This window comes from Bacillus thuringiensis, from assembly GCF_022095615.2.
Lineage (GTDB): Bacteria > Bacillota > Bacilli > Bacillales > Bacillaceae_G > Bacillus_A > Bacillus_A cereus_AG.
Genome location: NZ_CP155559.1, coordinates 996,811 through 1,021,489, shown reverse-complemented (window position 1 = coordinate 1,021,489; position 24,679 = coordinate 996,811). Strand labels below are relative to the sequence as shown.

The following is a 24,679-nucleotide window of genomic DNA, read 5'->3' as shown; positions in this document are numbered from 1 at the left end:
GCACTTTTCTTTCCCTTGTCTTAAAGATATGCATATTTTTTCACATCATGAATACGAACAAAAAATAAGGAGGTTTCCTTTTATGTCAAAAGCTAAATCCTTTATTACAGGTGTCATTTGCGGCGGAGCAGTTGCTGGATTAGCCGTTCTTTTCTCTACTCCTTCTTCTGGTAAAGCTATGCGCGGTAAGCTGAAAGAAAAAGGAAATGATATGAAAAAGACTTTAGCTGATATTACAGCTGATACAAAATTATTAAAACGGCAAATCGTTGAAACTGCTTCAGAAGGTAAAGAAGTGTTTCAAGAATTAAAAGACGATATGCACGATACGCTTTCTAACTGGAAGCAAGATATTTCTCAAAACAAGCGCCATATTGAGAAAGAGATTTTGGACATTCAAAAATCAATTGAGAAACTACAAGAAGCTGTTCCAGAAAAAGCGTAAACAAATTCCTGCTTAGTTTTTTGCATATAACAAATATTTTTTATATAAATTTACCTTAACACGGCATATCACACAGATATGCCGTGTTTTTATGCATTTACAATATATGTTATCACTTAACATGTAAGGACAACACATGTATTCACGACCCATAAAACGCTTCCATAGTTATGCATGATTTGTATAGAATGTCATTTTATTAAAAAATTTTCACAATTCTCACAAAAAGACTTTATTAATTTTTATTTTACTGGCATAATAGATAGTAATGAAAAAGAATGTTAAAGTGGGTGAGTAAATGAAAAGTGGAGAAAAAGATTACTCGGTAAAAGAAGCGATGATTTTCAGCCAACGCATTGCTCAATTATCGAAAGCGTTATGGAAATGTGTAGAGAAAGATTGGCAACAGTGGATTAAGCCTTACGATTTAAACATTAATGAACATCATATTTTAACAATCGCTTATCATTTAAAAGGGGCTTCTATTTCTGAGATTGCTAAGTTTGGAGTTATGCACGTATCAACGGCATTTAACTTCTCGAAAAAGCTGGAAGAACGCGGCTATCTTGTATTCTCGAAAAAAGAAGATGATAAACGAAATACGTACATTGAAATTACAGACAAAGGGGAAGAATTACTACTTCGCTTAATGGAGGAGTATGATCCTGAAAATAATTCAGTGTTTAATGGGGCTCTTGCACTTCGTAATTTTTATGGGAAGTTCCCAGAAAATATCGAACTTATCGCTATCTTGCGTAACATTTACGGACAAGACTTCATCGATATTTTTGAGAAATCATTAGAAGATATTGAAGAGAACTTTACAGAATCCGATCAGAAGTTAGTTAAGAAATAATCTATTTATTTTTTCGCAATCATGCTTAAGAATTCATTCATAAGCGGCTTAAATAAACCTTGTTTTGCTAGCGCTTCCGCAGTTTCGTGTACTTCGAGCTGATGTGGAAGCGCTTTTTCAAATTGATCTAACAGCGCATCGAACAAAAGAAGCCCTTCTGCTTTCTCCACTATATATTGCTCGTTCAGTATTTCACAAAGATGTAGTATACGTTCAATATCTTTTTTGCGAGCTTTTTTCTTTATGATTAAAGAATAAAATGGACACTTTTCTTCATCAATCATTTTAAATAGTAGGTCTACGTAGTATTCAGCTTGTTCTAATCTTCTAACAACGTCCATTTTCTCCCTCTCTTTCTAACACAAAGTCTTCTATTTCTGAATTTTATAACACGAACAAAATATCGTATGATACAATATATAAAGTATATGTATTTTAGCCAAAAGGAGGTCTCGCCTCATGACACTTATAACAGTTGTTTTTGTCGCATTCGCACTTCTTGTTATATTTTACACGAATTTTATGACACATACACTGTGTGAACGAAAACAAATAGCTGCGAGCCGCCAACCCGGTGTCTTTCGGGTTATTAATGTATGTATAACAATTTTATTAATTTCTAGTTATATAGAAATTATATTTCATGGAAAGTGAGGAAGGAAGCCCCTTCCTCACTTTTTTCCTCTATAAGCAAATTATACCTACTATAACCAATAAAATAAACAGTACAAGTAATAAAATAAGTTGAGAATTCATCCCCATCCCCTCCTCTTTTCTGTATATGCGACATACGCCCAATATGGAACACCTTCAAAATCTGACACATACTGGTTAAATTTTCTTTATCAATATGAAATCGAGTCGAAATATGATATATTAAATTCTGTACATATTGCTTATACTATGAAATAAATGACACGCATCTTAACTTTATCCTCAGTCTCGGTAAGCCCTGTTAAGCGCGCTTTACCAACGAAAAAAGCAAAAGTATCAGTGAGACTTAATCGGGCTCTTATGAACCAAAATTCATTGGTGTAGGATAAATTAAAAATACATAATAGTAGGAGTGTTTATCGAATGAAGAAAGCTATGCTTGCCTTAGCCGCAACAAGTGTAATCGCATTATCAGCATGTGGAACAGGATCATCATCAGACAAAATCGTTACATCTAAAGCTGGTGACATTACAAAAGACGAGTTCTACAATCAAATGAAGACACAAGCTGGTAAACAAGTACTAAACAACATGGTTATGGAAAAAGTACTTATTAAAAACTACAAAGTTGAAGACAAAGAAGTAGACAAAAAGTTCGATGAAATGAAAAAACAATACGGTGATCAATTCGATACACTATTAAAACAACAAGGTATTAAAGAAGAAACTTTAAAAACTGGTGTGCGTGCTCAATTAGCGCAAGAAAAAGCTATCGAGAAAACAATCACTGATAAAGAATTAAAAGATAACTACAAGCCTGAAATTAAAGCAAGCCACATTCTTGTAAAAGATGAAGCGACTGCGAAAAAAGTTAAAGAAGAACTTGGACAAGGTAAATCTTTCGAAGAGTTAGCAAAACAATACTCTGAAGATACTGGTTCAAAAGAAAAAGGTGGCGACTTAGGATTCTTCGGCGCTGGTAAAATGGTTAAAGAATTCGAAGATGCTGCTTATAAACTGAAAAAAGATGAAGTAAGCGAGCCTGTGAAATCACAATTCGGTTACCACATCATTAAAGTAACAGACATTAAAGAACCAGAAAAATCATTCGAACAATCTAAAGATGACATCAAAAAAGAAATCGTTCAGAAGAAAGCACAAGACGGCGAATTCATGAACGATCTTATGATGAAAGAAATCAAAAAAGCTGACGTAAAAGTTGACGACAAAGATTTAAAAGATCTTTTCAAAGAGCAAAAAGCTGACGCTAAGAAAGACGAAAAGAAATAATGAATTGAAAAAAAGCTTGGGCTTAGGCCCGAGCTTTTTTATTTTGCAATTTTTATCCTGCTATTTGCGAGCAACAGGATAAATGAAAGCTGCTGGTTCTCATGTAAAAACCGAAGAATATATTCCACCGCAAAATTGATTTTTTATTCTCCCCTTTTAACTAATTGATGCTAGAAATCGAACTGAAACGAGCTATAATCTACAATAAAAAACCTTGATTCCATCACACACGGAACCAAGGTTTATCTTATTATCATTGATTAAATGAAAAAACTATGTTAAATTAGTACAGAAACACGTTTTCAAAAATACAAAGAACGTATTTATCCGTATCTTAATTGTACACCAAAACATATCTTCAGTCAACCTCTATTTTTCACTTTTAAAGGAGTGCTTACGTATATGAATAAAAAACTTGATCAAGAGCAAAAAAGATTGGATACCGTAATCGAAACGATTACGCAGCAAATTGATAAACTGGAAAACGAAACTGGCAGACGCCGGGCAGAAGTAATCAATATTCGTAAACATTTCTGGGATGACGTGAAAGTAAATACTGATACTTTTGATGATTATCTTGAAACAGTTATCAACTTAAGACAACAAGCTCAGTCACTAGCTGTCACACAAATTACCCATAAGCACACCTTTAATCGGCTTGCCGCATTAAGACGCATGCATAAAGCACCTTACTTCGGGCGAATTGATTTCAAAGAAGAAGGAGAATCTGCTGCGGAGCAAATTTATATCGGCGTAGCTACACTTACTGATGCAAGCGGAGAAAACTTTCTTATATATGACTGGCGCGCACCCATTTCGAGTGTGTACTACGATTATCCACCAGGGCCAGCTGAATACAGTACACCAGGAGGCGTAATCCACGGTAATGTGGAGAAAAAATTGCAATACATTATTCAAAATGGCGAGATTGATTCTATGTTCGATACGAGCCTGACCATTGGCGATGAAATTCTGCAACAAGCGCTCGGAAAAGGTACGAACAAACATATGCAGAGCATCGTCGCTACGATTCAGCGCGAGCAAAATGAAATTATCCGTCACGATGAAGGCCGACTCCTTATCGTGCAAGGAGCTGCTGGTAGTGGTAAAACGTCAGCTGCCCTGCAACGAATCGCCTACTTACTATATAAATATCGCGAATGGCTAAAAGCGGATCAAATTATTCTCTTCTCCCCTAACTCTATGTTCAACAGCTACGTATCTAACGTACTACCTGAACTCGGTGAAGAAAATATGCAGCAAGTGACATTCCAAGAATATTTAAACCATAGACTAAGTAAGTCATTTGACGTTGAAGACCCTTATGAGCAATTAGAATATATGCTAACTGAAGCGAATAGCCCTACCTATAAAACGAGAAATGCTAGCATTCGATTTAAAGCATCTACTCAATTTTTCGAGATGATTAGAGTGTACAGACAATCTCTTGAATCTTCAGGCATGCTATTTAGAGGAATGAAATTTAGAGGAAAACTGATTGCCTCTGCTAAAGAAATCGCAGAGCAATTTTACAATACCGACTCCTCCCTCCGTTTCCATAATCGAATTGAAAAGTTAACGGATTGGCTAAATAAACAAATAGATGCACTCGAAAAAGCAGAACTGAAAAAGCCTTGGGTAGAAGAAGAAATTGAATTACTTAGTAAAGATGAATACCAAAAGGCTTATAAATATTTACAGAAAAAAGGGGAGTTTGACGACAACTCCTTTCATGATTTTGAGAAAGAAACGAAAGTACTCGGACGTATGATTGTCCGTAAAAAATTGAAACCGCTTCGTAAAGGTGTTCAAACATTGCGTTTCATCAATTTCACAGGCATATACAAACAACTCTTCACAGATGCATCATTGGTTACTGGAGAAAAACCGAAAGAATGGGATGATATTTGCTCATTAACAGTAAACATGCTCGATGAAGGAAAGCTATATTATGAGGATGCGACTCCATTCTTACTTTTAAAAGAATTAATTGAAGGCTTCCAAACGAATAGATCGATTAAACACGTACTCGTAGACGAAGCGCAAGATTATTCGCCGTTTCAGTTCGAGTTTTTAAAACGTCTCTTCCCTGCTGCAAGAATGACTGTACTCGGAGACTTTAACCAAGCGATATTTGCCCATGCGAGTGAAGCAGTGAATTTCAATACACTTACTAGCTTATACGGACCAGATGAAACGAACGGCATTAACTTAACTCGTAGCTATCGCTCAACAAAACCGATTATTGAATTTACACGTGCTCTCGTACCGGAAGGCAATAACATTCATGCCTTTGAACGTGACGGCGAGAAACCTACAGTGACGAAAGTGTCTAATTTCAGCGAACTGCACGACCGTATTACTGCCAAAGTCGCTGAACTACAAAAAGAGCAGCACAATACGATCGCAATTATATGTAAATCTGCAGCTGAAAGCGCCACTGCCTACGAAGCACTTAGTCATATCGAGAATATCAAACTCGTGAAAAGTAACTCGGCCGAGTACGAACAAGGCATTGTCGTGATCCCTGCTTACTTAGCGAAGGGTATCGAATTTGACGCTGTTATTATTTACGATGCTTCTAAAGATGCATACAGTGATGAGAGCGTTCGTAGATTATTCTACACTGCTTGCACACGTGCAATGCATGAGTTGCAACTTTATAGCGTTGGCGAAGTTAGTCCTTTTATACTTGGGGCTGATTCGGAGAGTTTTGAGCTTATAACGAAAACACCTTGATGATTCAAGGTGTTTCTTTTTATGCAGGATTTACACCTTTAAAATAGAATATATCAGTTTAGAAAAAGTTAAGGAGTGAAAAGATGAATCATTATTTTATTGCTATTTATGACGGTGTGTTTCCTACCGAAAAATTACATACCATTTTACAATCTAATCCTACTTTTACCGACCTAAACGTCCGCCCTCTCGAAATCTCATCACCAAGATCTTTCACATTATTAGTTGACTCACAACTGGACTTACAGACAAATACCACTTATTAACGAAAGAGTTGCAAGCACTTGAGCAGCAAGAAAAGTACTACTATGTATACGATTATAAAATTAGAAAGACCATCGAAAGTCCTACCCAAAAATGCTTTCCATTCGCACAAATCAATATAAGCGTTACGAAATTCCATGAGATGATTCAAAAAGTAAAAGACTTAAAACGACCTGTATTTGCAGGTTATAACATCGTCTCTCATGATGCAGGCATACTTACGATTGATGTACTTCTTTCTTCACCTGTATTGGATCCCAACACTCCCGAAAAAGATGAGGAAGAATGCTCCTATTTACAACATCTAGCTGAATCAATTTCTCGTTCTGAATTATGTACTTCTATTAAAGCAAGTTCACTTATTTAAACATAAAAAGAGGGTTAGTTATCATAACCCTCTGCTACTATCTATTTACGTTTGTACTTGATCATAATGATGAGTTCTTTTATATACAACTTATAATAAGTATCAAGGTGTTTTTCTCATTCTAAACGGCATATCTTTACGTCGATATACACTTAGTACGATTCCCATTATAAGCGCATGAAATACAGTTGGTGTTAATCCATAACTAATAAAAGGTAATGATATAGCAGTAATCGGTAATAAACCTAAAATCATACCAACGTTATAAAGGAATTGAACTACGAAAAGAGTCATTCCTCCAATGAGAAGCAATTTACCATACCGGTCATTTATTGTATAAGATATGAACATTAACCGTGCTACAAAAAGAGAAAGAATTAAGACAAGGACCAGTGCAAGCACATATCCATAATAATAAGTCAAACTTGCAAATACAAAATCAGTATCTGGATTAGGGATGAGCTTTACATCTCCATATGTACCAAACCAACCTGCTGACGACATTATCTCTTTTAAACGTATATACATAAATCCTGCGCCCTGTGCATCACGCTCTGGATTCAAATACCCTAAAAATCTATCCAAATAAACTCCTTTTACTGTGGGCCAGGAAAAATAGGCCCCTATAATCAATAAACAGATTGGTACAATTGTAATAATTAATGCCTTTTTCTTCCCTAACTTACTCCACCAAAGCATAACGAATACCATCGTGATATAAATAAAAATCACTGAAAAAGCTGCGCCAATTAAGAATAAATACAAAGAAAATAAATACAACACTACAAGATACCTAACTTTCAATCTATTGTTATTGAAAAAAGAAGCCCAAGCTAGAAAAAAGAACGGTACTGCCATTAAACGATCAATTGCAATAGGACCAACTTTTATTATCGGTTCTCCAAGTATCGAAGCGTTCGGAAAACAGTATATCATTAACAAGATAAGTACCCCAATTGTGTAAAACAGCCACCCTAATCTCTCTAACTTCCGATAATCAATTAGCATCACCCCTAAAACTGTGGCAACACCGAGAATAATAAATATCACCTTATTCATGAATAAGTCAGCATGTCCAAAAGCTATAATTGGCAAAAATCCTAGCCCCATCGCAGCCACTAATAAAATAAGTAAGAACCAATCAACCTTTGGCTTATGCAGTTTGTTAAGTTCTTGTCCCAGTTTAATCGGACTTCCCATTTGTTCAACAGCCTTATCTTCAGCAACTTCCTCACTTAACCCTTTCTCTATCCACATATTCTTCGTCTGTTTTAAGTGAAAATTTAGTTCAGTTGCTACTAAGTCCTTCGCTTCTTTTGATTTAATATGGTTCGTAACTTCTTTTAAAAAACGCTCCCCTTTTTTGTTCAATTTTTTCTCACTCCTGTACTAATCCTTTTAATATAAATCGTGCCTTCGTAGCATTCTTCTCTGCCTTTCGCAGCATCTTATTTCCTTTATCATTTAATTGATAATATTTAGCTCCTTCGTGATCCCAACTAGATTGAATAAAGCGATTCTGCTCTAGACGATGTAATACAGTGTATAGAGACCCTTCATCACCTTCGAATTTTTGAATCCCTCTCCCACGCAACAGTTGCATCAATTCATAACCAGTTTTTTCATTCATAAGAAGTTGCAACACTGCTAAAAGGATATCTTCTTCCTTTTCGGACGATTGATTGATTTTTTCGCGCACCCGCTTCTGGTGCTGATCAGAAAAACTCAAATGTTTAAAAGTTGTGTTCTCCATTGATTTTCGCAAGCCTTTTAATCGATCTTCCATTTGATTATTCCTCCAATCCTTTCTTCAAAAGTTCCTTCGCTTTTTTTAGTCTCGTTTTTATCGTGTTTTCCTTCACTTCTATTACCATAGCAATCTCTTTAATTGATAACTCTTCATAATAAAATAGATAAATCACTTCTCGATATTTGATCGATAAATTCATTACTGCAGAAGCGAGCTCACGGTCCTCCGCATTTTGAATGACAGTTTGTTCGACACTATCATTTTGACCCCCCATATAAGCAGATTCATCCTCTGTCACGATCACCTTTTTGTTATACCAACTTTTTATATAGTCCTTACATTGATTAATCGCAATTCTCCATAACCACGTTTTCACATTCGACTTCCCTTTGTATGTATGAAGAGATTTATAACATTTCACAAATATATCTTGCGTTACATCCTCAGCAACCTCTTTATTGTTCACATATGAATACACAAGCTGTAAGACTTCTTGTCCATATTTGTTCATTATTTCATCGATAAGGAGTTCCTTATCTTCTATTTCAAACGCTTCTATCGTTAATTCATCCACACCATTTCCTCCTTCCCATATATTAGACGACGCACTGGATGAAAAAGTTTTATAAATTCATAAAAAAATACGGTCGGCAATACCTTTTTTTATAAAACACTTTCTCAGCAAAATACATATAATAAACCGAATAGTCGTTACAATACATTCACCTACAGAGCGTCTTTCTCCCAAGGCGCTCTTTAATTTTGAAATCCTCCTTCAAGAACCGCTAAATAAAAAAAGAACCCATTTAACCCGGGGTCCCCCTTCTGCCTAATACTCACTTAAAGAGTCTAATATGTCATAACCATACAAAGATGGCTTCATAATATCAAAACCAATAAATTCTTCATACTTCTTATCTGCAAAATAAAATACAACATGATGAAATACTACTTTTTGCAAATGATTATCCTGAGATAGTCTACATGAGTATATGCATTTATTATCATTTAAAGTTTTCTTTTTATATATTTTACTCCTATTTGTTAATCCTTTTAATTTACTTGCATTTTCTCCAAAAAACTCAATCCCCACTATGCGATCAAATTGATCTATATCTACATTCAATTTCGGATTTTCTTCCAATTCTTCAGTCGATTCAATCTCAATTTCTGAAGTAAATGGAATTACATACAGATATGCCATCTGGATTTCAGGGTCGTAAGTAATTAATTTTTTCATGATACACCTCATATTGGTATCTTATTTTTTGTATTCAGCTTCTCTCGATAAGCTGAATATTAGGTTTTCCGGTTATAAAATACAAGTATAGTATTTGAAGTTCTATACATAACACAGCTGCTTTTTCTAGTTCTGCTGTGTATTTCATTTGAACGCTGTTATCAGTATCCCTATTTGTTAATTATGTTTGTTTATTTAACAAGAAACAAAGTGGAACAAATTGTAAGGAGAATTATAAGTTACTTTTTAATCATTTTTGAAAATGGCATTCCGAAAGTTGAATTAACAAAATCTGATGCTACATTCTTGATGGAACAACTTAATGAAATTAAAGAAAAGAAACGTAACTCAAATGAAAACCTTGACTTGTAGGAGGCTCACAAACAAGTTGTATATGACAAACCACACTTTACACAATAACCAACCATTTAAAACTAGGGCTTTTCATCCATATGTCTTGTTCCCTATTTTAAAACATAATACAATTGAAATGTAACTTAATAAGCTATAGCTAGTAGGTGTGGCAATCATCTCTTCCATTTTGAAAAAAGGGGGAGGTGATAGAATGATCGCGATGTTTGTAATTAAATTAGTGTATGGTATCCTAACCGGAGCTGGCGTTGTCATCGGTAGAAGATACGTCGGTCCATGGCTAATTTCTGTATACAAAAAAGCGAGAACCACCCTGCTTCGTGGAAAAGGTAAGGGCGGTTCTCGGCTAAAACGTTAATGTAATTGTCTTATAACCGCACCTACTACCACCACAATAGCAAGTTAGGTTACACAAGGCAGAAGTTTCTCAGGCTTCTGTCTTCTTTATTTTATGCAAAATTCATACTATATACTCTATCATCATTGTAACACATTCTATTTATTTTTAGTCAAGATAAAAAACACCTGAAGGGCTCTCCTTCAGGTGTTTCTCTATTTTATGCTAATGCAGCTGCCTGCTCTTGTTAATCCAGACTTTTTCTAGTTCAGCTGTGACGCTGTCATCCTTTATAGCACCAATAAAGACGGATTATGCACCCGTTTCATAACAGTATAAATAAACAATGAACATCACCTATTACAAATATAAAAAAATCCTCTCACTATATAGTACCTATGTTTTCAGTGATACTCTATTATCATCAAGCTAAATTTATATAATTTTAACCACACGATAGCAAGTTAATTTTCAAATATCTTCTTGCGCATAACCCGAAATTTATTATCCGTTTGTATCATGCTTATAAATAAAAGATATCCTATCGATGCACCAATCATATTTATAGCAATCCGCCACACATCAAAAACATCAGATAAAGTTAGTAAATGTAATAACTCCCAAGCAAGAAAGGCCATAACATACCACTTACAAGCTTTCTTATAGTTCGTCACTTTACTGATCAACACTGGAACGAAAAATCCAAATGGAACTACCAATATTATATGTTGCAAAACAGTTAGCCAATACGTTGAGTTCCCCCAAGGACCTGGATGCGCAATAAAATCTTTAACTTGCCAAAGTGTTATTCCAAAAAGCTGCAATAACGTTTCTAAATCAGATATATGTAAAAATTGCTGCCAAAATTCAATCGGATGATAAACAGTTCCACCTGTCAAACTACGAATAGAGTCAAATGTAGAAGTTGAAATAACTGTTCCTAAAAAAACGATAAAACAAATCATTATATAAGGAATACATAAAATTTTCGATAATACCTTTAATGGCCTAGGAACTTCGTATACCGATTGATTAATCCCTAAACCAATAACTTTTGATTCTCCAAAACTTTGAATCGCTTTATACACCGCTTCTTTTTCATTCATACCTTGTTCCATATATTCTTCTCTCAAGCTGTTCAAGTGATCATATATTTCTAGAAATAACTCATCCTGTTCAATATTACTAAGTTCTGAATAAGCTAAAATGGACTTAATATACTCATCAAATTCACTCATAAATAACTCCTTTCTGACAAGCTTGAATTAATGATGTTACACGCTCCCAAGAGTTCACTTTCTTCTGCAATTCTTTTTTCCCTTTACTTGTAATAGTATAAAATTTCCTTTTCATCCCATTCTCAGATTGATTCCAATAAGATTCAAGAAACTCCTTTTTTTCTAATCGCTTTAAAGCAGGATACAAAGTTCCCTGCCCCATACTATACAAATCTTCACTTGCATCCTTTAAACTTTGTGCTATTTCATATCCATACGTATCTTGTTTTGCAATGATAGAAAGCAATAAAATATCTATACTTCCCTTCAAGATTTCTTTGTCCAACAATACCACCTCCTTATATACATCGTATAACAACATATGTCGTTATGCAACACAGTTAGAAAAATAACCCATAAAAAAACCACCTAAAGGCTCCCCTTCAGGTGGTTCTCTATTTTATGCTAACGCAGCTGCCTGTTCTTGTTGATCGACAGGAATAACAGCGTCTGTTAATGCTTTTTCTAATTCAGCTGTGTATTTCATTTGCTCTTCTTTGCTCCAGCCTAGTTTCGTAGCCATGTAGTTGATTACTGCTTCTTTCCACTCGTATACCCAGTGGATGTTGAAGAATACAGCGCCTCTGCGGCGTACGAAGAAGTCAACTGGTTTTGCTGTCATTTCGTAATCCATTGCGTATACAAGTGGGATTAGAACGTCTAGCGGCATGTTGTATTCTTTCGCTTCATCTTTATGTTTTTTCGCTAAGTCGAATAGTACGTCTACGTTAGAACCGTAGAATTTCGCGAATTCTTCTGCTTGTGCTTTCGTTAAACCAGATTTCGTACCCTCGTCTGCTTTTTTCGCAACGAATGCTGGGAATCCGTGTGAACCACTTACATGTCCACCAGAGATTGGCATATGTTTCGTGTCACTCTTCGGATATGCACTATGACCTTCTTTTTGTAGTAAGTTCGTTACATAGTCTACTACCATTTCAGCCATTTTGCGGTATCCTGTTAATTTACCACCTGCGATTGTAATTAAACCAGATTCAGAAGTCCAAATTTCATCTTTACGAGAAATTTCAGATGCATTCTTACCTTCTTCGTAAATTAACGGACGTACACCAGCCCAGCTTGACTCCACATCTTTTTCTGTAATTTTCACGCTTGGGAACATGTAGTTAATCGCATTAATGATGTATGTGCGATCTTCTGTTGTCATGTGCGGTACAGCTGCGTCTTTATCATAGAACGTATCTGTTGTACCTACGTATGTTTTTCCACCGCGAGGAATCGCGAACACCATACGTTTATCTGGTGTATCGAAGTAAATCGCTTGCCCTAATGGGAAACGTTTTTGATCAATTACTAAGTGAACACCTTTTGATAACTGAAGTACTTTTCCTTTTTTCGAGTTATCTTTCTCACGAAGTGTATCTACCCAAGGACCAGCTGCGTTTACAATTTTCTTACCGTAAACTTCGTATACTTCTCCGTCTAGTAAATCGATTACACGTACACCGCATACTTTTCCATCTTTATATAAGAAACTGTCTACTTTTGCGTAGTTAACAGCTTTTGCACCATGCTCAATTGCTTCTTTCATTACTTCAATTGTAAGACGCGCATCGTCTGTACGATATTCTACGTAGTAACCGCCGCCTTTTAATCCTTCTTTTTTCACAAGAGGCTCTTTATTTAGCGTTTCTTCACGGTTAAACATTTTTCTGCGCTCGCTTCGTTTTACACCTGCTAAGAAGTCGTATACACGAAGACCAATTGATGTACTGAACGATCCGAACGTACCGCCTGTATGGAATGGAAGTAACATCCACTCTGGTGTTGTTACATGGGGACCGTTCTCATATACGATCGCACGCTCTTTCCCCACCTCTGCTACCATTTTCACTTCAAGTTGTTTTAAATAACGTAGACCACCGTGTACAAGCTTCGTTGAACGACTTGATGTACCTGCTGCAAAGTCCTGCATTTCAAACACAATTGTTGATAACCCGCGTGTTGCTCCATCTAATGCAATACCAGAACCAGTAATACCTCCACCAATTACGATCACATCTAACTCTTGTTTATTTACTCCGTTTAATACGTCTTTACGTTGTTTACTTGAAAATTTCATGGTAATTCCTCCCTTTGATAACGAAAAAAGAGACCACGAACTCCGCTATAGATTTCGCCTCTATAGCGTGTTGTGGTCTCTCCAAATCTCCTACCGAATTATTAACTTGTCACCATTATAACACTGTTTATGATTATTTGAAAGCTTTTGTTGCTTCAATTGCTTTTTTCCATCCAGCATATAGCTCTTCGCTTGTTTCCGCTTCCATCGTTGGTTCAAAGCGTTTGTCCATATGCCACTGTGATTTAATTTCATCTTGGTTTTTCCAATATCCAACCGCAAGACCAGCTAAGTACGCTGCACCTAAAGCTGTCGTTTCATTGATCACTGGACGCTCTACAGGAACATCTAAAATATCACTTTGGAACTTCATTAAGAAGTTATTTTTAACCGCTCCGCCATCAACACGTAATGTTTTTAATTCAATACCTGAATCTGCTTCCATTGCACATAATACATCTTTCGTTTGGTAAGCTAAAGATTCTAGCGTTGCACGAATGAAATGCTCTTTCGTCGTACCGCGTGTTACACCAAACATAGCGCCGCGTACTTCACTATCCCAGTACGGTGTTCCTAATCCAACGAATGCTGGTACAACGTATACACCTTCAGTTGATGCAACGCGAGAAGCATACACTTCACTCTCACTTGCATCTTTAAACATGCGCATTCCGTCACGTAACCACTGAATTGCAGAACCTGCTACGAAAATACTTCCTTCTAATGCGTAGTTTACTTTACCATCTATTCCCCATGCAATTGTTGTTAATAGGCCATGCTCAGAAGCTACTGCTTTTTCACCTGTGTTCATTAACATGAAGCAACCAGTTCCGTAAGTATTTTTCGCCATACCTTCACCGAAACAAGCTTGTCCAAATAATGCTGCTTGTTGGTCACCAGCTACACCTGCAATCGGTACATTTTGACCGAAGAAGTGATAGTCAATTGTTTCTCCGTAAACTTCAGATGATGGACGTACTTCTGGAAGCATGCTCTTTGGTACTGTTAACATATCTAGAAGCTCATCATCCCACTGTAAGTCGTGAATGTTAAACATTAATGTACGTGATGCATTTGAGTAATCTGTTACGTGCGCTTTACCACCAGACAATTTCCATACAAGCCACGTATCAATTGTTCCGAATAATAACTCGCCGTTTTCTGCTTTTTCTCTTGCACCTTCAACGTTATCTAAAATCCATTTTACTTTCGTACCAGAGAAGTATGCGTCAATTAAAAGACCTGTTTTTTCGCGAACCATCTCGCTATAACCTTTTTCTTTTAACTCATCACAAATCTCCATTGTTTGACGAGATTGCCATACGATTGCGTTATAAATTGGTTTACCAGTCGTTTTATCCCATACAACCGCTGTTTCACGTTGGTTCGTAATACCGATACCAGCGATTTGTTCCGGTTTTACATCCGCTTCGCTTAAGCAAGTTGCGATAACTGCTAAAATAGATCCCCAAATTTCTTGTGCATTATGCTCTACCCAGCCTGGCTTTGGAAAATGTTGTGTAAACTCTTTTTGAGCTGAATGAACAATTTCACCTTTTTTATTGAATAGAATTGCGCGTGAGCTAGTTGTTCCTTGGTCTAAAGAAAGAATATATTTTTTCATATCGGTTTCCCCCTATGCTACTTTTCTACTATTTGTATTGCTTTCACTTTTTTTACTTGTCATATAAGAGATTGCTAGTACAATCACAGTTGCAATAATCACATAAATAAGTGCTGCATTTTGTTTTCCTTCAAATACAACTTGATGGAATAATCCTGCAAGTGATCCACCTAAAATCGGACCAACTACTGGAATCCATGCATACTTCCAGTTTGAACCGCCTTTTCCTGCAATCGGAAGGAAGAAGTGTGCGATACGCGGACCTAAATCACGAGCCGGGTTAATCGCGTATCCTGTTGTTCCACCTAATGATAAACCAATACTTACAATTAAGAAACCTACGATAAATGGATTTAAACCATCTGCAAATTTATTTGCTCCAATTGCTAATATACCAAATACTAAAACGAATGTTCCAATCATTTCACTTAAAAGGTTTGTAAATGTGTTCGGAATTGCTGGGCCTGTTGCAAATACACCTAATTTTGTTCCTGGATCTTCTGTTTCTTTCCAGTGTGGTAAGTAATGTAAATATACAAGAACTGCCCCGATAATTGCCCCAATCATTTGTGCTGCGATATAACCTGGTACGTCACTCCATGGGAACGCTCCCTTAAATGCTAATCCTATCGTTAAAGCCGGATTCAAATGTGCCCCACTAATTGATCCAACCGCATACGCTGCCATAGCAACCGCTAAGCCCCAGCCCATTGTAATAACAATCCAACCAGAATCCTTCGCAAACGATTTCTTTAAACTTACACCAGCGCAAACGCCGCCACCAAGTAAGATTAACAACGCAGTCCCTACTAACTCTCCTAAAAATGCTGACATAGTATCCCTCCACAATCAATTTAAACGCTTCCAAATGTGATAGAGGTAAAATGAATGGCCATTCGTTTTTGTCAAAAGAAAAAGACCCACAGCTTTGCACGCTTCTATATAAATTTATATAGAAACAATGAAATGTGGATCTCTTCTTTTCTCCGTCACGTTTATTAACTTGTCTATAATGTTAACCTTTCATGAAAGCGGTGTCAACAGAATTTTTTCACATTTTCGTCACTTTTTTTGGTAATGTTTCCATAGTTCTTTTTTTGATGTCGTAATTGCTGTCGCACCAGCATTTAACGCTTTCTCCACATCATCAACTGTACGAATGAAACCACCCGCCAAAATCGGGACACCAGTACGCTCCTTCACTTCAGCGATAATGTCCGTCATTGCTCCTGGAAGCACCTCAATATAATCCGGCTTCGTCTTTTCCAAAAGATTGCAACTCTTCTCCATTGCGCTAGAATCGATTAAAAAGATACGCTGAATTGCTACAACGCCCTTTTGCTTCGCCTTCATAATGACGCCGGCCTTTGTCGAAAGTAACCCGTACGGTCTAAACTCTTGGCATAAATACTCCGTCGCATGCCCATCACTTTGCAAGCCATGAATTAAATCCACATGTAAAAATACCTTCTTACAATATTGCTTCGCAAGTGACACGACGCTCTTCAATTGACCAACATGAATATCTAAAATAACGATATACTCATACGAACTATGTAATAGCTTCTCCAAATCTTTAATTTGCCTCACTGCCGGCAAAATCTTCTGTTCATGAAATTCCATTCTAAATGTCCCCTTCTTTATGTCATCCTATCCTTTATAGTACACAATTTGAGTAGAAAGAACAGCTAGTGTAGGGGATTTCTTTCAAATCTTTCCTCTATTTATATATTTTCTTCAACTTATCAGATCCCATACCACCTATAACCATTAATATGAGAGGTAAAAAATTCATTACGTATGGTGCATCCGCTATAATTGTAATGCTTGCTCCTGCAAATTTATTTAACGTCCATACAACGATTTTTGTAAGAAACAAAAACACACCCATCATAAAGAGACTATCAAAAAACACCTTCCATTTTGGATGTGCTAATTGTTTACTATCTTCAATTACTTTTTGCGTCAACTCTTCATCACTCCTTAGTAGTTCATCAATCGTAATACCGAACAGATCGCTTAAATGAATAATAATTTCAATGCTCGGATAGTTCTTTCCCGTCTCCCATTTCGAAACAGATTGCCTACTCACATGAATTTTTTCAGCCAAATCATTTTGCGACCAATTTCGTTTTTCTCGTTCTTGTTTTAAGCGTTCACTAAAAATCATACTGTGTTTATCACCTCTCTACGTCTAGTATGGGCAAATAACTGATGAAGAGTAAAGCGAGTTGTTGTTGCGTAGATTGTGCAACTTGTGCGTTACAGCTTAAAATGGCGCTATGTAGTATGTATATTTCATATACTTTTCTTGTATAATAATTTCCCGAACAATAATACAAAGAACGGATACTAGTAAAGACTAAATTAGGCATAAAAAATACGCCATCCCTTCTTATCAGTCTCCAGAAAGAATAACGTACATATTCATTTTTACCCATCGTTTTTCGGGCCATATGAAAACCCCGGATATTTCACAACAGGCCATTTCTCTTTACGCAGGGAATCCATTACTTGCGGCCCAACATGTATATTACTTTCTACTATTTCTTTAGGAGTCAATGCCATCCATTGATTTAACGATACATCTTCAAAACGATTGCTTTTGAACATCTCTAAAAACCATAATGTTTCGTCACCTGTATTTTGAATATAATGCCCCGTCGCAAACGGCACATATCCGACATCACCAGCTCTATAATCAAATGTACGAGCGGTACCATTTCCTAGAAACACAGTCATTCTTGCTTGCCCGGTAAGATAATATTGCCACTCATCATTGTTCGGATGCCAATGGAGTTCTCTCATTCCTCCAGGCTCAACCTCAACAAGTGCTGCTGCGATTGTTTTTGAAATAGGAAAATTTGTAGAGTCTACTATTCGGACGCTACCACCAGGAGTCTTAATCGGATTTTGTTTTAATAGTTCATGTTTAAACGTTAAAGGAACTTTACCTTCTGGCGACTGCACTTCCTGATTCTCAAGTGAACCAGGTACCTCTCCTTGATAAATATAAACTTGATCTGAAGGGATAGAATGAAAAGCACTCTCTGGCACGCCAAAGTTAGCCGACAATACTTCTTTTGGCGTATGCGCGAACCAGTCAGAAATAGCTAAAGTAGATAGATCAGAAAAATGACCATCATCGAAAACGAGTAGAAATTCGCAATGTTCCAACCCTTGAATAGAATGTGGAATACCAGGTGGAAAATACCAAAGATCACCCGGGCCAACATCAGCAATAAAATTCCGTCCGTTTTGATCAACAGCCGTTATGCGTGCCCGTCCTAAAAGCATATACGCCCATTCCGCCTCTTTATGCCAATGAAGTTCACGCACTCCTCCTTCCGTTAAACTCATATTCACCCCAGCAATCGTCGTCGAAACCGGAAGTTCCCTCACAGTAATCTCCCGAGACCACCCGCCTTGCTTCAAAATCATAGAAGTGTCCGAGAACGAAAATTTCAAATTAGGAACTAGCCCCGCATCCGTTATAGGTGGAACGAACATATTCGGATTTTGAATATCCCTCATAACATTACGTGGCCCTGAATCAATCGCACCTGCTCCATCACTCCGGATCGGTTGCGGCACATTCCCTCCCGATTCATTAACAGTACGTTTTTTCATCACTACACTCCTCTTTCATCCGATTAGTAAGTAAAAAGCCCCCATCATAGTGTATGAATTGGGCTTTGGATGGTTACAGTTATTATTGATACAAAAAAGGATGCCGTTCTATTCAAGTAGAACGGCATCCTTTTTTATAAACCGTATTTAGAAATTATGATTTAAGGTATTTTCCCAAATCATCTAAGTTTCTTGTATGATTTAGAATAATTACATACTCAACTTCAACTTCTGTTACTACCATTTCTAAAACTTGATGGATTTCAATATAATCATTTTCATATTCTTTTGCCGAAGCTACAATCTCTTCTAGAGTTCTGACAAATGTTTCAGCACTCCAGTCTTTTGTTGACAACGATACATAGGTTTGAATTTTTTTTGTATTCATCTTAGTTCTCCTCCTCAATAACATTAAAATAATATATTTAATAATTATAATATTTGGTGCCCTCTAGCAAAAAACAATTACCCTTTCATTTAGCAAGTCTTCCATTTTAAAATGACAGCTAATAAACGAAACATGCACTTTTCTCCTATATAAATATTTCACGCAATAAAAAAGAAGAGAAATAAAATACATTTCTCTTCTTCAAACTTTTTCTATTAAAGCAATACCGAATCTTTATCACTATCCTGATTCCGTTTCTCGCGCTCTTCTTCTAAACGCTTCATATACACTTCGCCTTCTTTTTCGATAAACTCATTATCCATCTCTTGCTCTTTTTTCGAAGTATATAAAACCATGTAGCCACTTAATACAATCCCGACGATTACAAGATACACCCACCATGGTAAAGTTTCCAATCAACTTCATTCCTTTCCTTAGACAAGCCTTATTAGTTTCACTGTATGAGGAAAGAAGTGGATTTATGCTTAAAATTTCATTGTGGATTCTTCGCAAAGAACGCTTGTACATATTCCATAAACTCTATTGGCTCCTGGCGAAACGGTGCGTGGTATCCTTTTTCAATGATATGGAACGTACTATTTGCAAATAACTGATGATACAGTTCACCATTTTTCCAAGAAACGCTCTTATCGTGTCGTCCCCATATAATTAAAGTCGGTACCTTAATTTTATCAGCTTCCATCGCAATGCGGCGCTCTCTCATTTTCGTGAGCTGATCATAATGCTCTTTATCGTCGCGACTATTTTTCACTTCATTTTTATTATAATCCGTAATTTCTGTTACAGTTTGTAAGTCTGTCGATAATGGCGGCACTTCATAACTATCTTTTTGCTGAAAAGACTCTATCCCTGTAGAATCCGCTAAAATGAGATGCGTTACTGCATCCGGATATAAGTACGCTAAATTAAGGGACATCTCTCCGCCCATTGAATGACCAAGTACTGCGAATTGATCGTATCCGAGTTTCTTCATTAATTTATAATATAAATTCACTTGCGCAGGAAACGAATATTGAAAATCAACCGGCTTAGAAGAACGTCCAAATCCTAAAATATCAACCGCAATAATCGTATGATCTCGCGCAAGTTCCGGATAAATATCACTAAACCCATCTGCAGAACCACCAAACCCGTGAAGCATAAGTAAAGGCGGTTTCCCCTCACCAATTTGCTTAAAATAAATCGTCTGCCCATCAATTTGCGCCATACTCTCTTTCGTATTCAGCTTCAACATAACAGTATCTTTCACTTCTCCAACCTTCGCAATCGGCTTATCAACGAAGTTACAAACAATTAACAAAACGAGTACAATACCGCTAATCAAATAAAACTTAAACCGTTTCAACATTCCCGTCTCCTTTCTCTTGTTGCTATTTAAAGTTTTTACATTTTTTGGTTGTTTTATTATTAATTTTAATTGTAACCAAAACAGTTACAATTATATTAAAAAAATATTACTCACTGCTATTAGTGATGGTTATTTTGTAACTATTATAGTTACATATTTAAAGTAAGTCAATTCTTTTTGGTCGTAAAAAGAAAAGGGACCTCGTTGTGAGGTCCCTTCACTTTATTATTTAATTTAAAAATGGTCAGCGTGTGAGTCTTGTTTGCTAATACCGCCACCGTCGCCAATACTAACGTAGTCTGGTCTTGCTGGTGCTCCTCCAGTATCTCCTCGACTCGCGTATTGATTAGATTCAGTAGAGCTGTTTAATCCTATCGCTAAAGTCCCCAAAAGTGCTAATCCCGTTATTAATTTGCTAAGTTTTTTCATTATTTCAAAGCTCCCTTTTCTAAATATTTTTTATTCGCTTTATTATTTATATAAAAATATTTACTTGCTTTGATATGATTACCTTCTTCATAAAATTGCATTGCTAATTTTTCACTGTATTCTTTTATACATTCTAACAGATTTTTACTTTCAAAATATGCAATGCTTTCTAATACAATTTTCTCCATTTCATTTGCATTAGAACCCTTATTCAATTCTTCCAATATCATAAAACGATATTGAAATTCTTTATTTTTTAATTCGTTACATATTTCAATTCCCATCGCAATATATTTTTGTGCTAACTCAATTTTACCCAATTTACAATACTCTTCAGCCACTGTAAAAATCGCTTTATAATGTTTAGGTAATTTCTCAGCAACTTCAGAAGCATGACGAATGGCTAAATCAGATAGATTTTGAGTACCATATAACCAGCCTAAATTGTTTCTAATCATCAGAACGTACTTTTTATGATTTAATCTTTGGAATACATCTAAAGCAATATTAAAACTTTCTTCAGCTAATTCAAATTGCTTTAATTCCACGCAACATAAACCATATATATTTTCACATAATGCAACATTAATTTGGTACCCAGGATGATTTACAAATTCCTCTTTCGCTTTTTGAATATGGTGAATACCTTTCACTTCCTGGTATGTATGATAGTAAAATTCACCTAAACGATAATTAAATTCTGCTTTTTCACAAGGATTTTGAATGTATTCTAATAATTTTTCTGCCTGTTCAAATTCTTTACTAGCTTCCTCATAATTTTCAACCATTCTAAAATAAAGCGCTTTAAACAAATGATAATAATAAGCTAGCAAACCTTCTTGCGGAACTTCAAAAGATTCTACTTGATTAAAGTTACCTTCTTTAATGGAAACCCAATCACTCAAAACTCGATACCTAAAATTCAACAACGCATGATAAAGCAATACATCCTGATCCACATCCAGCCCACTAATCTTACTATCAATCTCCTCTTTCATTTCCGTGGCTTTCTCTATGTTTTGCTGCAACATTACACGATACCAATCATCTAAAGAATGTTTCATTTGCTCCCCTGTTACTACATCTACTCCCATACACCCGCATCTCCTTTTCTTAAACTTACAAAATTAGGATGTTTATACAATTATCAAAATTGTATATTATCACCTCTTTTCTATATATTGAAAAATAATTGTCAGAAAATTTATAATTTAAATGAATTATACCAAATATTTCTATTTAAAAAACTTGAGAAACATTTTTCAGAAAATTTTATAGCCCAAATAAAAAAGCAAGCAGTTCTAGCGATCCGCTAAAACTACTTGCTCTCCTACTTATTATCTCTACTTTTACTCTTTAATAAATTCTCTCGTGCTTCTCACTGTATCAATTGGACGAACTAATTTTTCGATTTCTTCACGTTTTGGCTCTAGGAACGGAGGTAACGATAATTTTTCTCCAAGTGTTTCATATGGCTCATCCCCCATAAACCCTGGGCCATCTGTAGCAAATTCAAATAAAATTTGCGGTGCAACTCTTGCGTATAATGACTCGAAGAAGTGGCGATTTACATATCCAGATGACGGAAGGCCCACGCTACCGATTCTCTCAATCCACTCTTCTAATACAGCGCGATCTTCTACGCGGAATGCAGCATGGTGCACTGTACCAAAGCCTTGTTGCGCTTCTGGAAGAACCGTATTATGTTCTACAATGACTGATGCCCCGTTTCCACCTTCGTTTACTTCAAATAAATAGAATTCTCCTTCTTGCGCAACCTCTTTAAACAATAGAACTTTTTCTAACACTTCTTTAAAGAAGCTAAAGTTTGCAATGCGGATAAATACAGGTCCTAAGCCAGTAATTGCATATTCTAATGGAACTGGACCGTTTTGCCACGGTGTACCTGATTCTATCCCGTTATCTAATTCATCTGAGATTAATTGATAGTGTTGATCATCAAAGTCAACGAACGAAAGGGTTTTCTTACCAAATTGCTCTTTAATTCCTGTATGCTCCACTTCAAGACGGTCAAAACGGTTCACCCAATACGCTAGTGCTGCATCAGTTGGAACGCGGAATGAAGTTTTTGAAATTTCATTTGTACCGTGTACCCCTTTTGGAACACCTGGGAAGTCAAAGAATGTCATATCTGTTCCTGCACTACCTTTATCATCTGCAAAGAATAAATGGTACGTTTGAATATCATCTTGGTTTACTGTTTTTTTAACTAAACGCATTCCTAAAACGTGGGTGAAAAACTCATAGTTCTTTTCTGCACTACTTGTAATTGCTGTAACGTGGTGAATTCCTTTTAATTGGTTCATTTTATATTCCTCCATTGGTTTTTAAATTTATATTTTCTCTTCTATTATTTCTCTTCAATAGGTGCTAATTTCGCTTCAATCTCTGCTCGCTTTTCCTCTAAGAACGGCGGCAAATCAAGTCTTTCTCCTAAATGTTCCACATCTCCATCCACTGTAAATCCTGGTCCATCTGTCGCAATTTCAAATAGGATTCCGTTTGATTCACGGAAGTATAAGCTTTTAAAATAGAAACGATCGATAATGCCTGAAGAATGGAAACCTTTTTGTATTACTCGTTCTTCCCAATAAGCAAGCTCTGCATCATTTTTCACACGAATTGCTAAATGGTGAATGCTACCGCGGCCCGGCTTTTCAGTAGGACCATCTAAATATTTCACAACGATTTCTCCGAAGGCTTCTCCTTTAATAGATTGGAAAATCGCTTCTTCGTCATTTCGGCTAATCTCTGTATAACCAAATATGTCTGTAAGTGTACTCGCCAGTTTATCAAGTCTACGAACTGTCATTTCCACTGAACCCATTCCTTGAATTTGATGTTCAGCCGGAACTTCGGATTTCTCCCACGTTTCCCAGTGCTCCACTTTTTCTCCGTTTGAAACGAGTAGCACGAGGCGAAGACCTTCAGCATCCTCAAATTGCAAAGCAGGACGATTTGCATATGTTGTCACTTCACTATGTTTCACATCAAATTTCTCAAATCGTTCTTTCCAATAATGTAAACTATCCTCTGAAGGAACGAGTAATCCAATTCGCGTAATTGCATTCGTACCACGGTATGTTTTTCCTACTAAAGGCATTTCAAAAAATGATAATTCCGTACCTGGACTTCCTGTTTTATCTCCGTAAAATAAGTGATACATAGACGGATCATCTTGATTTACCGTCATTTTCACACGGCGTAAACCAAGTACGTTTTTATAAAAATGGTTATTCTCACTTCCGTTTTTTGTAACCATTGAAATGTGATGATGCCCTTTAATTTCATACATTGATAATTCCTCCGTTTCATTTTACTAATCAAGTGATAACTAAAAAATAATATTTCCAACAAATAATATGGTTATTAACTTTTCAATTTATGCTCATTATGTTTTTATAGCTTAATCGTAGTTTTTACTGAATAAGCTGCACTGAATCCATTTATAAATTACTTTGTTTTGTATACCGAAAGCAACTGAGTATATGTTTTTCATATGACTCAATCGCTTTCGTTACTATCACTTTACAACTCAAGTGAT

Annotated in this window: 27 protein-coding genes and 1 pseudogene; 7 read left to right on the top strand and 21 right to left on the bottom strand. The window is 36.2% G+C overall.

Going from position 1 to position 24,679, the window contains the following annotated elements; genetic code table 11:
- The first annotated feature begins 82 nt into the window (after positions 1 to 82).
- Both KZZ19_RS05270 and KZZ19_RS05265 read left to right on the top strand, forming a co-directional pair.
- The gene (locus KZZ19_RS05270; protein WP_088095421.1) at positions 83 to 445 is read left to right on the top strand and encodes a YtxH domain-containing protein; all 363 of its coding nucleotides are present in this window, start codon (positions 83 to 85) and stop codon (positions 443 to 445) included.
- Positions 446 to 743: 298 nt separating this feature from the next.
- Positions 744 to 1,301 carry an HTH-type transcriptional regulator Hpr gene (locus tag KZZ19_RS05265; RefSeq protein WP_000834924.1) on the top strand — a complete coding sequence of 186 codons (558 nt, stop codon included), beginning with the start codon at positions 744 to 746 and terminating at the stop codon, positions 1,299 to 1,301.
- A 5-nt stretch (positions 1,302 to 1,306) separates the two neighbouring features.
- On the opposite strand, the gene KZZ19_RS05260 is transcribed toward KZZ19_RS05265, so the two are convergent.
- Positions 1,307 to 1,642, bottom strand: coding sequence for a DUF1878 family protein (locus KZZ19_RS05260; RefSeq protein ID WP_237979740.1), 336 nt, complete (start codon positions 1,640 to 1,642; stop codon positions 1,307 to 1,309).
- 118 nt (positions 1,643 to 1,760) lie between these two features.
- On the opposite strand from KZZ19_RS05260, the gene KZZ19_RS05255 reads away from it, so the two are divergent.
- A complete protein-coding gene (locus tag KZZ19_RS05255) occupies positions 1,761 to 1,955 on the top strand; it encodes a hypothetical protein (protein WP_000172690.1) in 195 nt (64 codons plus the stop codon).
- Between the two features lie 30 nt (positions 1,956 to 1,985).
- Here KZZ19_RS05255 and KZZ19_RS05250 read toward each other — a convergent pair whose 3' ends face one another.
- The gene (locus tag KZZ19_RS05250; RefSeq protein ID WP_306447429.1) at positions 1,986 to 2,099 is read right to left on the bottom strand and encodes a YjcZ family sporulation protein; all 114 of its coding nucleotides are present in this window, start codon (positions 2,097 to 2,099) and stop codon (positions 1,986 to 1,988) included.
- A 279-nt stretch (positions 2,100 to 2,378) separates the two neighbouring features.
- Between KZZ19_RS05250 and prsA the strand changes: the two genes are divergently transcribed.
- From prsA to KZZ19_RS05235, 3 genes and pseudogenes are all read left to right on the top strand, one after another.
- The gene (gene prsA / locus KZZ19_RS05245) at positions 2,379 to 3,245 is read left to right on the top strand and encodes a peptidylprolyl isomerase PrsA (protein WP_088095420.1); all 867 of its coding nucleotides are present in this window, start codon (positions 2,379 to 2,381) and stop codon (positions 3,243 to 3,245) included.
- A gap of 402 nt (positions 3,246 to 3,647) precedes the next feature.
- Positions 3,648 to 5,984 (top strand): RNA polymerase recycling motor HelD, encoded by a 2,337-nt coding sequence (gene helD / locus KZZ19_RS05240; RefSeq protein ID WP_237979739.1) that lies wholly within the window; start codon positions 3,648 to 3,650, stop codon positions 5,982 to 5,984.
- 83 nt (positions 5,985 to 6,067) lie between these two features.
- Positions 6,068 to 6,615: pseudogene (locus KZZ19_RS05235) on the top strand (hypothetical protein).
- 102 nt (positions 6,616 to 6,717) lie between these two features.
- Here KZZ19_RS05235 and KZZ19_RS05230 read toward each other — a convergent pair.
- From KZZ19_RS05230 to KZZ19_RS05215, 4 genes are all read right to left on the bottom strand, one after another.
- A complete protein-coding gene (locus tag KZZ19_RS05230) occupies positions 6,718 to 7,986 on the bottom strand; it encodes an FtsW/RodA/SpoVE family cell cycle protein (protein ID WP_237979738.1) in 1,269 nt (422 codons plus the stop codon).
- Between the two features lie 7 nt (positions 7,987 to 7,993).
- Positions 7,994 to 8,401 (bottom strand): PadR family transcriptional regulator, encoded by a 408-nt coding sequence (locus KZZ19_RS05225; RefSeq protein WP_000390162.1) that lies wholly within the window; start codon positions 8,399 to 8,401, stop codon positions 7,994 to 7,996.
- Positions 8,402 to 8,405: 4 nt separating this feature from the next.
- Positions 8,406 to 8,939 (bottom strand): sigma-70 family RNA polymerase sigma factor, encoded by a 534-nt coding sequence (locus KZZ19_RS05220; RefSeq protein WP_237979737.1) that lies wholly within the window; start codon positions 8,937 to 8,939, stop codon positions 8,406 to 8,408.
- Positions 8,940 to 9,194: 255 nt separating this feature from the next.
- On the bottom strand, positions 9,195 to 9,605 hold the full coding sequence (locus tag KZZ19_RS05215) for a DUF2283 domain-containing protein (RefSeq protein WP_237979736.1): 411 nt from the start codon (positions 9,603 to 9,605) through the stop codon (positions 9,195 to 9,197).
- Between the two features lie 565 nt (positions 9,606 to 10,170).
- On the opposite strand from KZZ19_RS05215, the gene KZZ19_RS05210 reads away from it, so the two are divergent.
- Entirely contained in the window at positions 10,171 to 10,335 is a 165-nt protein-coding gene (locus tag KZZ19_RS05210; RefSeq protein WP_000561154.1) for a hypothetical protein, read from the top strand.
- 443 nt (positions 10,336 to 10,778) lie between these two features.
- Here KZZ19_RS05210 and KZZ19_RS05205 read toward each other — a convergent pair whose 3' ends face one another.
- From KZZ19_RS05205 to KZZ19_RS05135, 15 genes are all read right to left on the bottom strand, one after another.
- Entirely contained in the window at positions 10,779 to 11,552 is a 774-nt protein-coding gene (locus KZZ19_RS05205; protein WP_226545621.1) for a VanZ family protein, read from the bottom strand.
- Positions 11,545 to 11,877, bottom strand: coding sequence for a PadR family transcriptional regulator (locus tag KZZ19_RS05200; protein ID WP_237979735.1), 333 nt, complete (start codon positions 11,875 to 11,877; stop codon positions 11,545 to 11,547). The genes KZZ19_RS05205 and KZZ19_RS05200 overlap by 8 nt, the downstream gene beginning before the upstream one ends.
- 114 nt (positions 11,878 to 11,991) lie before the next feature.
- The gene (gene glpD / locus KZZ19_RS05195; RefSeq protein WP_063222410.1) at positions 11,992 to 13,674 is read right to left on the bottom strand and encodes an aerobic glycerol-3-phosphate dehydrogenase; all 1,683 of its coding nucleotides are present in this window, start codon (positions 13,672 to 13,674) and stop codon (positions 11,992 to 11,994) included.
- 133 nt (positions 13,675 to 13,807) lie between these two features.
- Positions 13,808 to 15,298, bottom strand: coding sequence for a glycerol kinase GlpK (glpK, locus tag KZZ19_RS05190; RefSeq protein ID WP_237979734.1), 1,491 nt, complete (start codon positions 15,296 to 15,298; stop codon positions 13,808 to 13,810).
- Positions 15,299 to 15,310: 12 nt separating this feature from the next.
- On the bottom strand, positions 15,311 to 16,132 hold the full coding sequence (gene glpF, locus KZZ19_RS05185) for a glycerol uptake facilitator protein GlpF (protein ID WP_001272205.1): 822 nt from the start codon (positions 16,130 to 16,132) through the stop codon (positions 15,311 to 15,313).
- A gap of 228 nt (positions 16,133 to 16,360) precedes the next feature.
- Positions 16,361 to 16,921, bottom strand: coding sequence for a glycerol uptake operon antiterminator GlpP (glpP, locus tag KZZ19_RS05180; RefSeq protein WP_076535888.1), 561 nt, complete (start codon positions 16,919 to 16,921; stop codon positions 16,361 to 16,363).
- Between the two features lie 97 nt (positions 16,922 to 17,018).
- Positions 17,019 to 17,468, bottom strand: coding sequence for a helix-turn-helix domain-containing protein (locus tag KZZ19_RS05175; RefSeq protein ID WP_237979733.1), 450 nt, complete (start codon positions 17,466 to 17,468; stop codon positions 17,019 to 17,021).
- A gap of 263 nt (positions 17,469 to 17,731) precedes the next feature.
- Positions 17,732 to 18,928 carry an oxalate decarboxylase family bicupin gene (locus KZZ19_RS05170; protein WP_237979731.1) on the bottom strand — a complete coding sequence of 399 codons (1,197 nt, stop codon included), beginning with the start codon at positions 18,926 to 18,928 and terminating at the stop codon, positions 17,732 to 17,734.
- A gap of 154 nt (positions 18,929 to 19,082) precedes the next feature.
- Positions 19,083 to 19,316: a hypothetical protein gene (locus tag KZZ19_RS05165; protein ID WP_237979730.1), complete on the bottom strand. Its 234-nt coding sequence runs from the start codon at positions 19,314 to 19,316 to the stop codon at positions 19,083 to 19,085.
- Positions 19,317 to 19,531: 215 nt separating this feature from the next.
- Positions 19,532 to 19,732, bottom strand: coding sequence for a sporulation YhaL family protein (locus KZZ19_RS05160; RefSeq protein WP_000449229.1), 201 nt, complete (start codon positions 19,730 to 19,732; stop codon positions 19,532 to 19,534).
- 77 nt (positions 19,733 to 19,809) lie between these two features.
- Entirely contained in the window at positions 19,810 to 20,682 is an 873-nt protein-coding gene (locus KZZ19_RS05155) for an alpha/beta fold hydrolase (RefSeq protein ID WP_237979978.1), read from the bottom strand.
- 237 nt (positions 20,683 to 20,919) lie between these two features.
- On the bottom strand, positions 20,920 to 21,114 hold the full coding sequence (locus KZZ19_RS05150) for a Phr family secreted Rap phosphatase inhibitor (RefSeq protein ID WP_098671145.1): 195 nt from the start codon (positions 21,112 to 21,114) through the stop codon (positions 20,920 to 20,922).
- The gene (locus KZZ19_RS05145) at positions 21,114 to 22,208 is read right to left on the bottom strand and encodes a tetratricopeptide repeat protein (RefSeq protein ID WP_237979729.1); all 1,095 of its coding nucleotides are present in this window, start codon (positions 22,206 to 22,208) and stop codon (positions 21,114 to 21,116) included. Before KZZ19_RS05145 ends, KZZ19_RS05150 begins: the two co-directional genes overlap by 1 nt.
- A 255-nt stretch (positions 22,209 to 22,463) precedes the next feature.
- Positions 22,464 to 23,441 (bottom strand): ring-cleaving dioxygenase, encoded by a 978-nt coding sequence (locus tag KZZ19_RS05140; RefSeq protein ID WP_237979728.1) that lies wholly within the window; start codon positions 23,439 to 23,441, stop codon positions 22,464 to 22,466.
- Positions 23,442 to 23,485: 44 nt separating this feature from the next.
- On the bottom strand, positions 23,486 to 24,430 hold the full coding sequence (locus KZZ19_RS05135; RefSeq protein ID WP_237979727.1) for a ring-cleaving dioxygenase: 945 nt from the start codon (positions 24,428 to 24,430) through the stop codon (positions 23,486 to 23,488).
- Positions 24,431 to 24,679 lie beyond the last annotated feature (249 nt).

What these genes read in the sequence shown, in the direction of transcription:
- KZZ19_RS05270 (WP_088095421.1), top strand. Translation starts at nt 83, where the DNA reads ATGTCAAAAGCTAAATCCTTTATTACAGGTGTCATTTGCGGCGGAGCA.
- KZZ19_RS05265 (WP_000834924.1), top strand. Translation starts at nt 744, where the DNA reads ATGAAAAGTGGAGAAAAAGATTACTCGGTAAAAGAAGCGATGATTTTC.
- KZZ19_RS05260 (WP_237979740.1), bottom strand. Translation starts at nt 1,642, where the DNA reads ATGGACGTTGTTAGAAGATTAGAACAAGCTGAATACTACGTAGACCTA.
- KZZ19_RS05255 (WP_000172690.1), top strand. Translation starts at nt 1,761, where the DNA reads ATGACACTTATAACAGTTGTTTTTGTCGCATTCGCACTTCTTGTTATA.
- prsA (WP_088095420.1), top strand. Translation starts at nt 2,379, where the DNA reads ATGAAGAAAGCTATGCTTGCCTTAGCCGCAACAAGTGTAATCGCATTA.
- helD (WP_237979739.1), top strand. Translation starts at nt 3,648, where the DNA reads ATGAATAAAAAACTTGATCAAGAGCAAAAAAGATTGGATACCGTAATC.
- KZZ19_RS05225 (WP_000390162.1), bottom strand. Translation starts at nt 8,401, where the DNA reads ATGGAAGATCGATTAAAAGGCTTGCGAAAATCAATGGAGAACACAACT.
- KZZ19_RS05215 (WP_237979736.1), bottom strand. Translation starts at nt 9,605, where the DNA reads ATGAAAAAATTAATTACTTACGACCCTGAAATCCAGATGGCATATCTG.
- KZZ19_RS05210 (WP_000561154.1), top strand. Translation starts at nt 10,171, where the DNA reads ATGATCGCGATGTTTGTAATTAAATTAGTGTATGGTATCCTAACCGGA.
- KZZ19_RS05205 (WP_226545621.1), bottom strand. Translation starts at nt 11,552, where the DNA reads ATGAGTGAATTTGATGAGTATATTAAGTCCATTTTAGCTTATTCAGAA.
- glpD (WP_063222410.1), bottom strand. Translation starts at nt 13,674, where the DNA reads ATGAAATTTTCAAGTAAACAACGTAAAGACGTATTAAACGGAGTAAAT.
- glpK (WP_237979734.1), bottom strand. Translation starts at nt 15,298, where the DNA reads ATGAAAAAATATATTCTTTCTTTAGACCAAGGAACAACTAGCTCACGC.
- glpF (WP_001272205.1), bottom strand. Translation starts at nt 16,132, where the DNA reads ATGTCAGCATTTTTAGGAGAGTTAGTAGGGACTGCGTTGTTAATCTTA.
- glpP (WP_076535888.1), bottom strand. Translation starts at nt 16,921, where the DNA reads ATGGAATTTCATGAACAGAAGATTTTGCCGGCAGTGAGGCAAATTAAA.
- KZZ19_RS05175 (WP_237979733.1), bottom strand. Translation starts at nt 17,468, where the DNA reads ATGATTTTTAGTGAACGCTTAAAACAAGAACGAGAAAAACGAAATTGG.
- KZZ19_RS05170 (WP_237979731.1), bottom strand. Translation starts at nt 18,928, where the DNA reads ATGAAAAAACGTACTGTTAATGAATCGGGAGGGAATGTGCCGCAACCG.
- KZZ19_RS05165 (WP_237979730.1), bottom strand. Translation starts at nt 19,316, where the DNA reads ATGAATACAAAAAAAATTCAAACCTATGTATCGTTGTCAACAAAAGAC.
- KZZ19_RS05150 (WP_098671145.1), bottom strand. Translation starts at nt 21,114, where the DNA reads ATGAAAAAACTTAGCAAATTAATAACGGGATTAGCACTTTTGGGGACT.
- KZZ19_RS05145 (WP_237979729.1), bottom strand. Translation starts at nt 22,208, where the DNA reads ATGGGAGTAGATGTAGTAACAGGGGAGCAAATGAAACATTCTTTAGAT.
- KZZ19_RS05140 (WP_237979728.1), bottom strand. Translation starts at nt 23,441, where the DNA reads ATGAACCAATTAAAAGGAATTCACCACGTTACAGCAATTACAAGTAGT.
- KZZ19_RS05135 (WP_237979727.1), bottom strand. Translation starts at nt 24,430, where the DNA reads ATGTATGAAATTAAAGGGCATCATCACATTTCAATGGTTACAAAAAAC.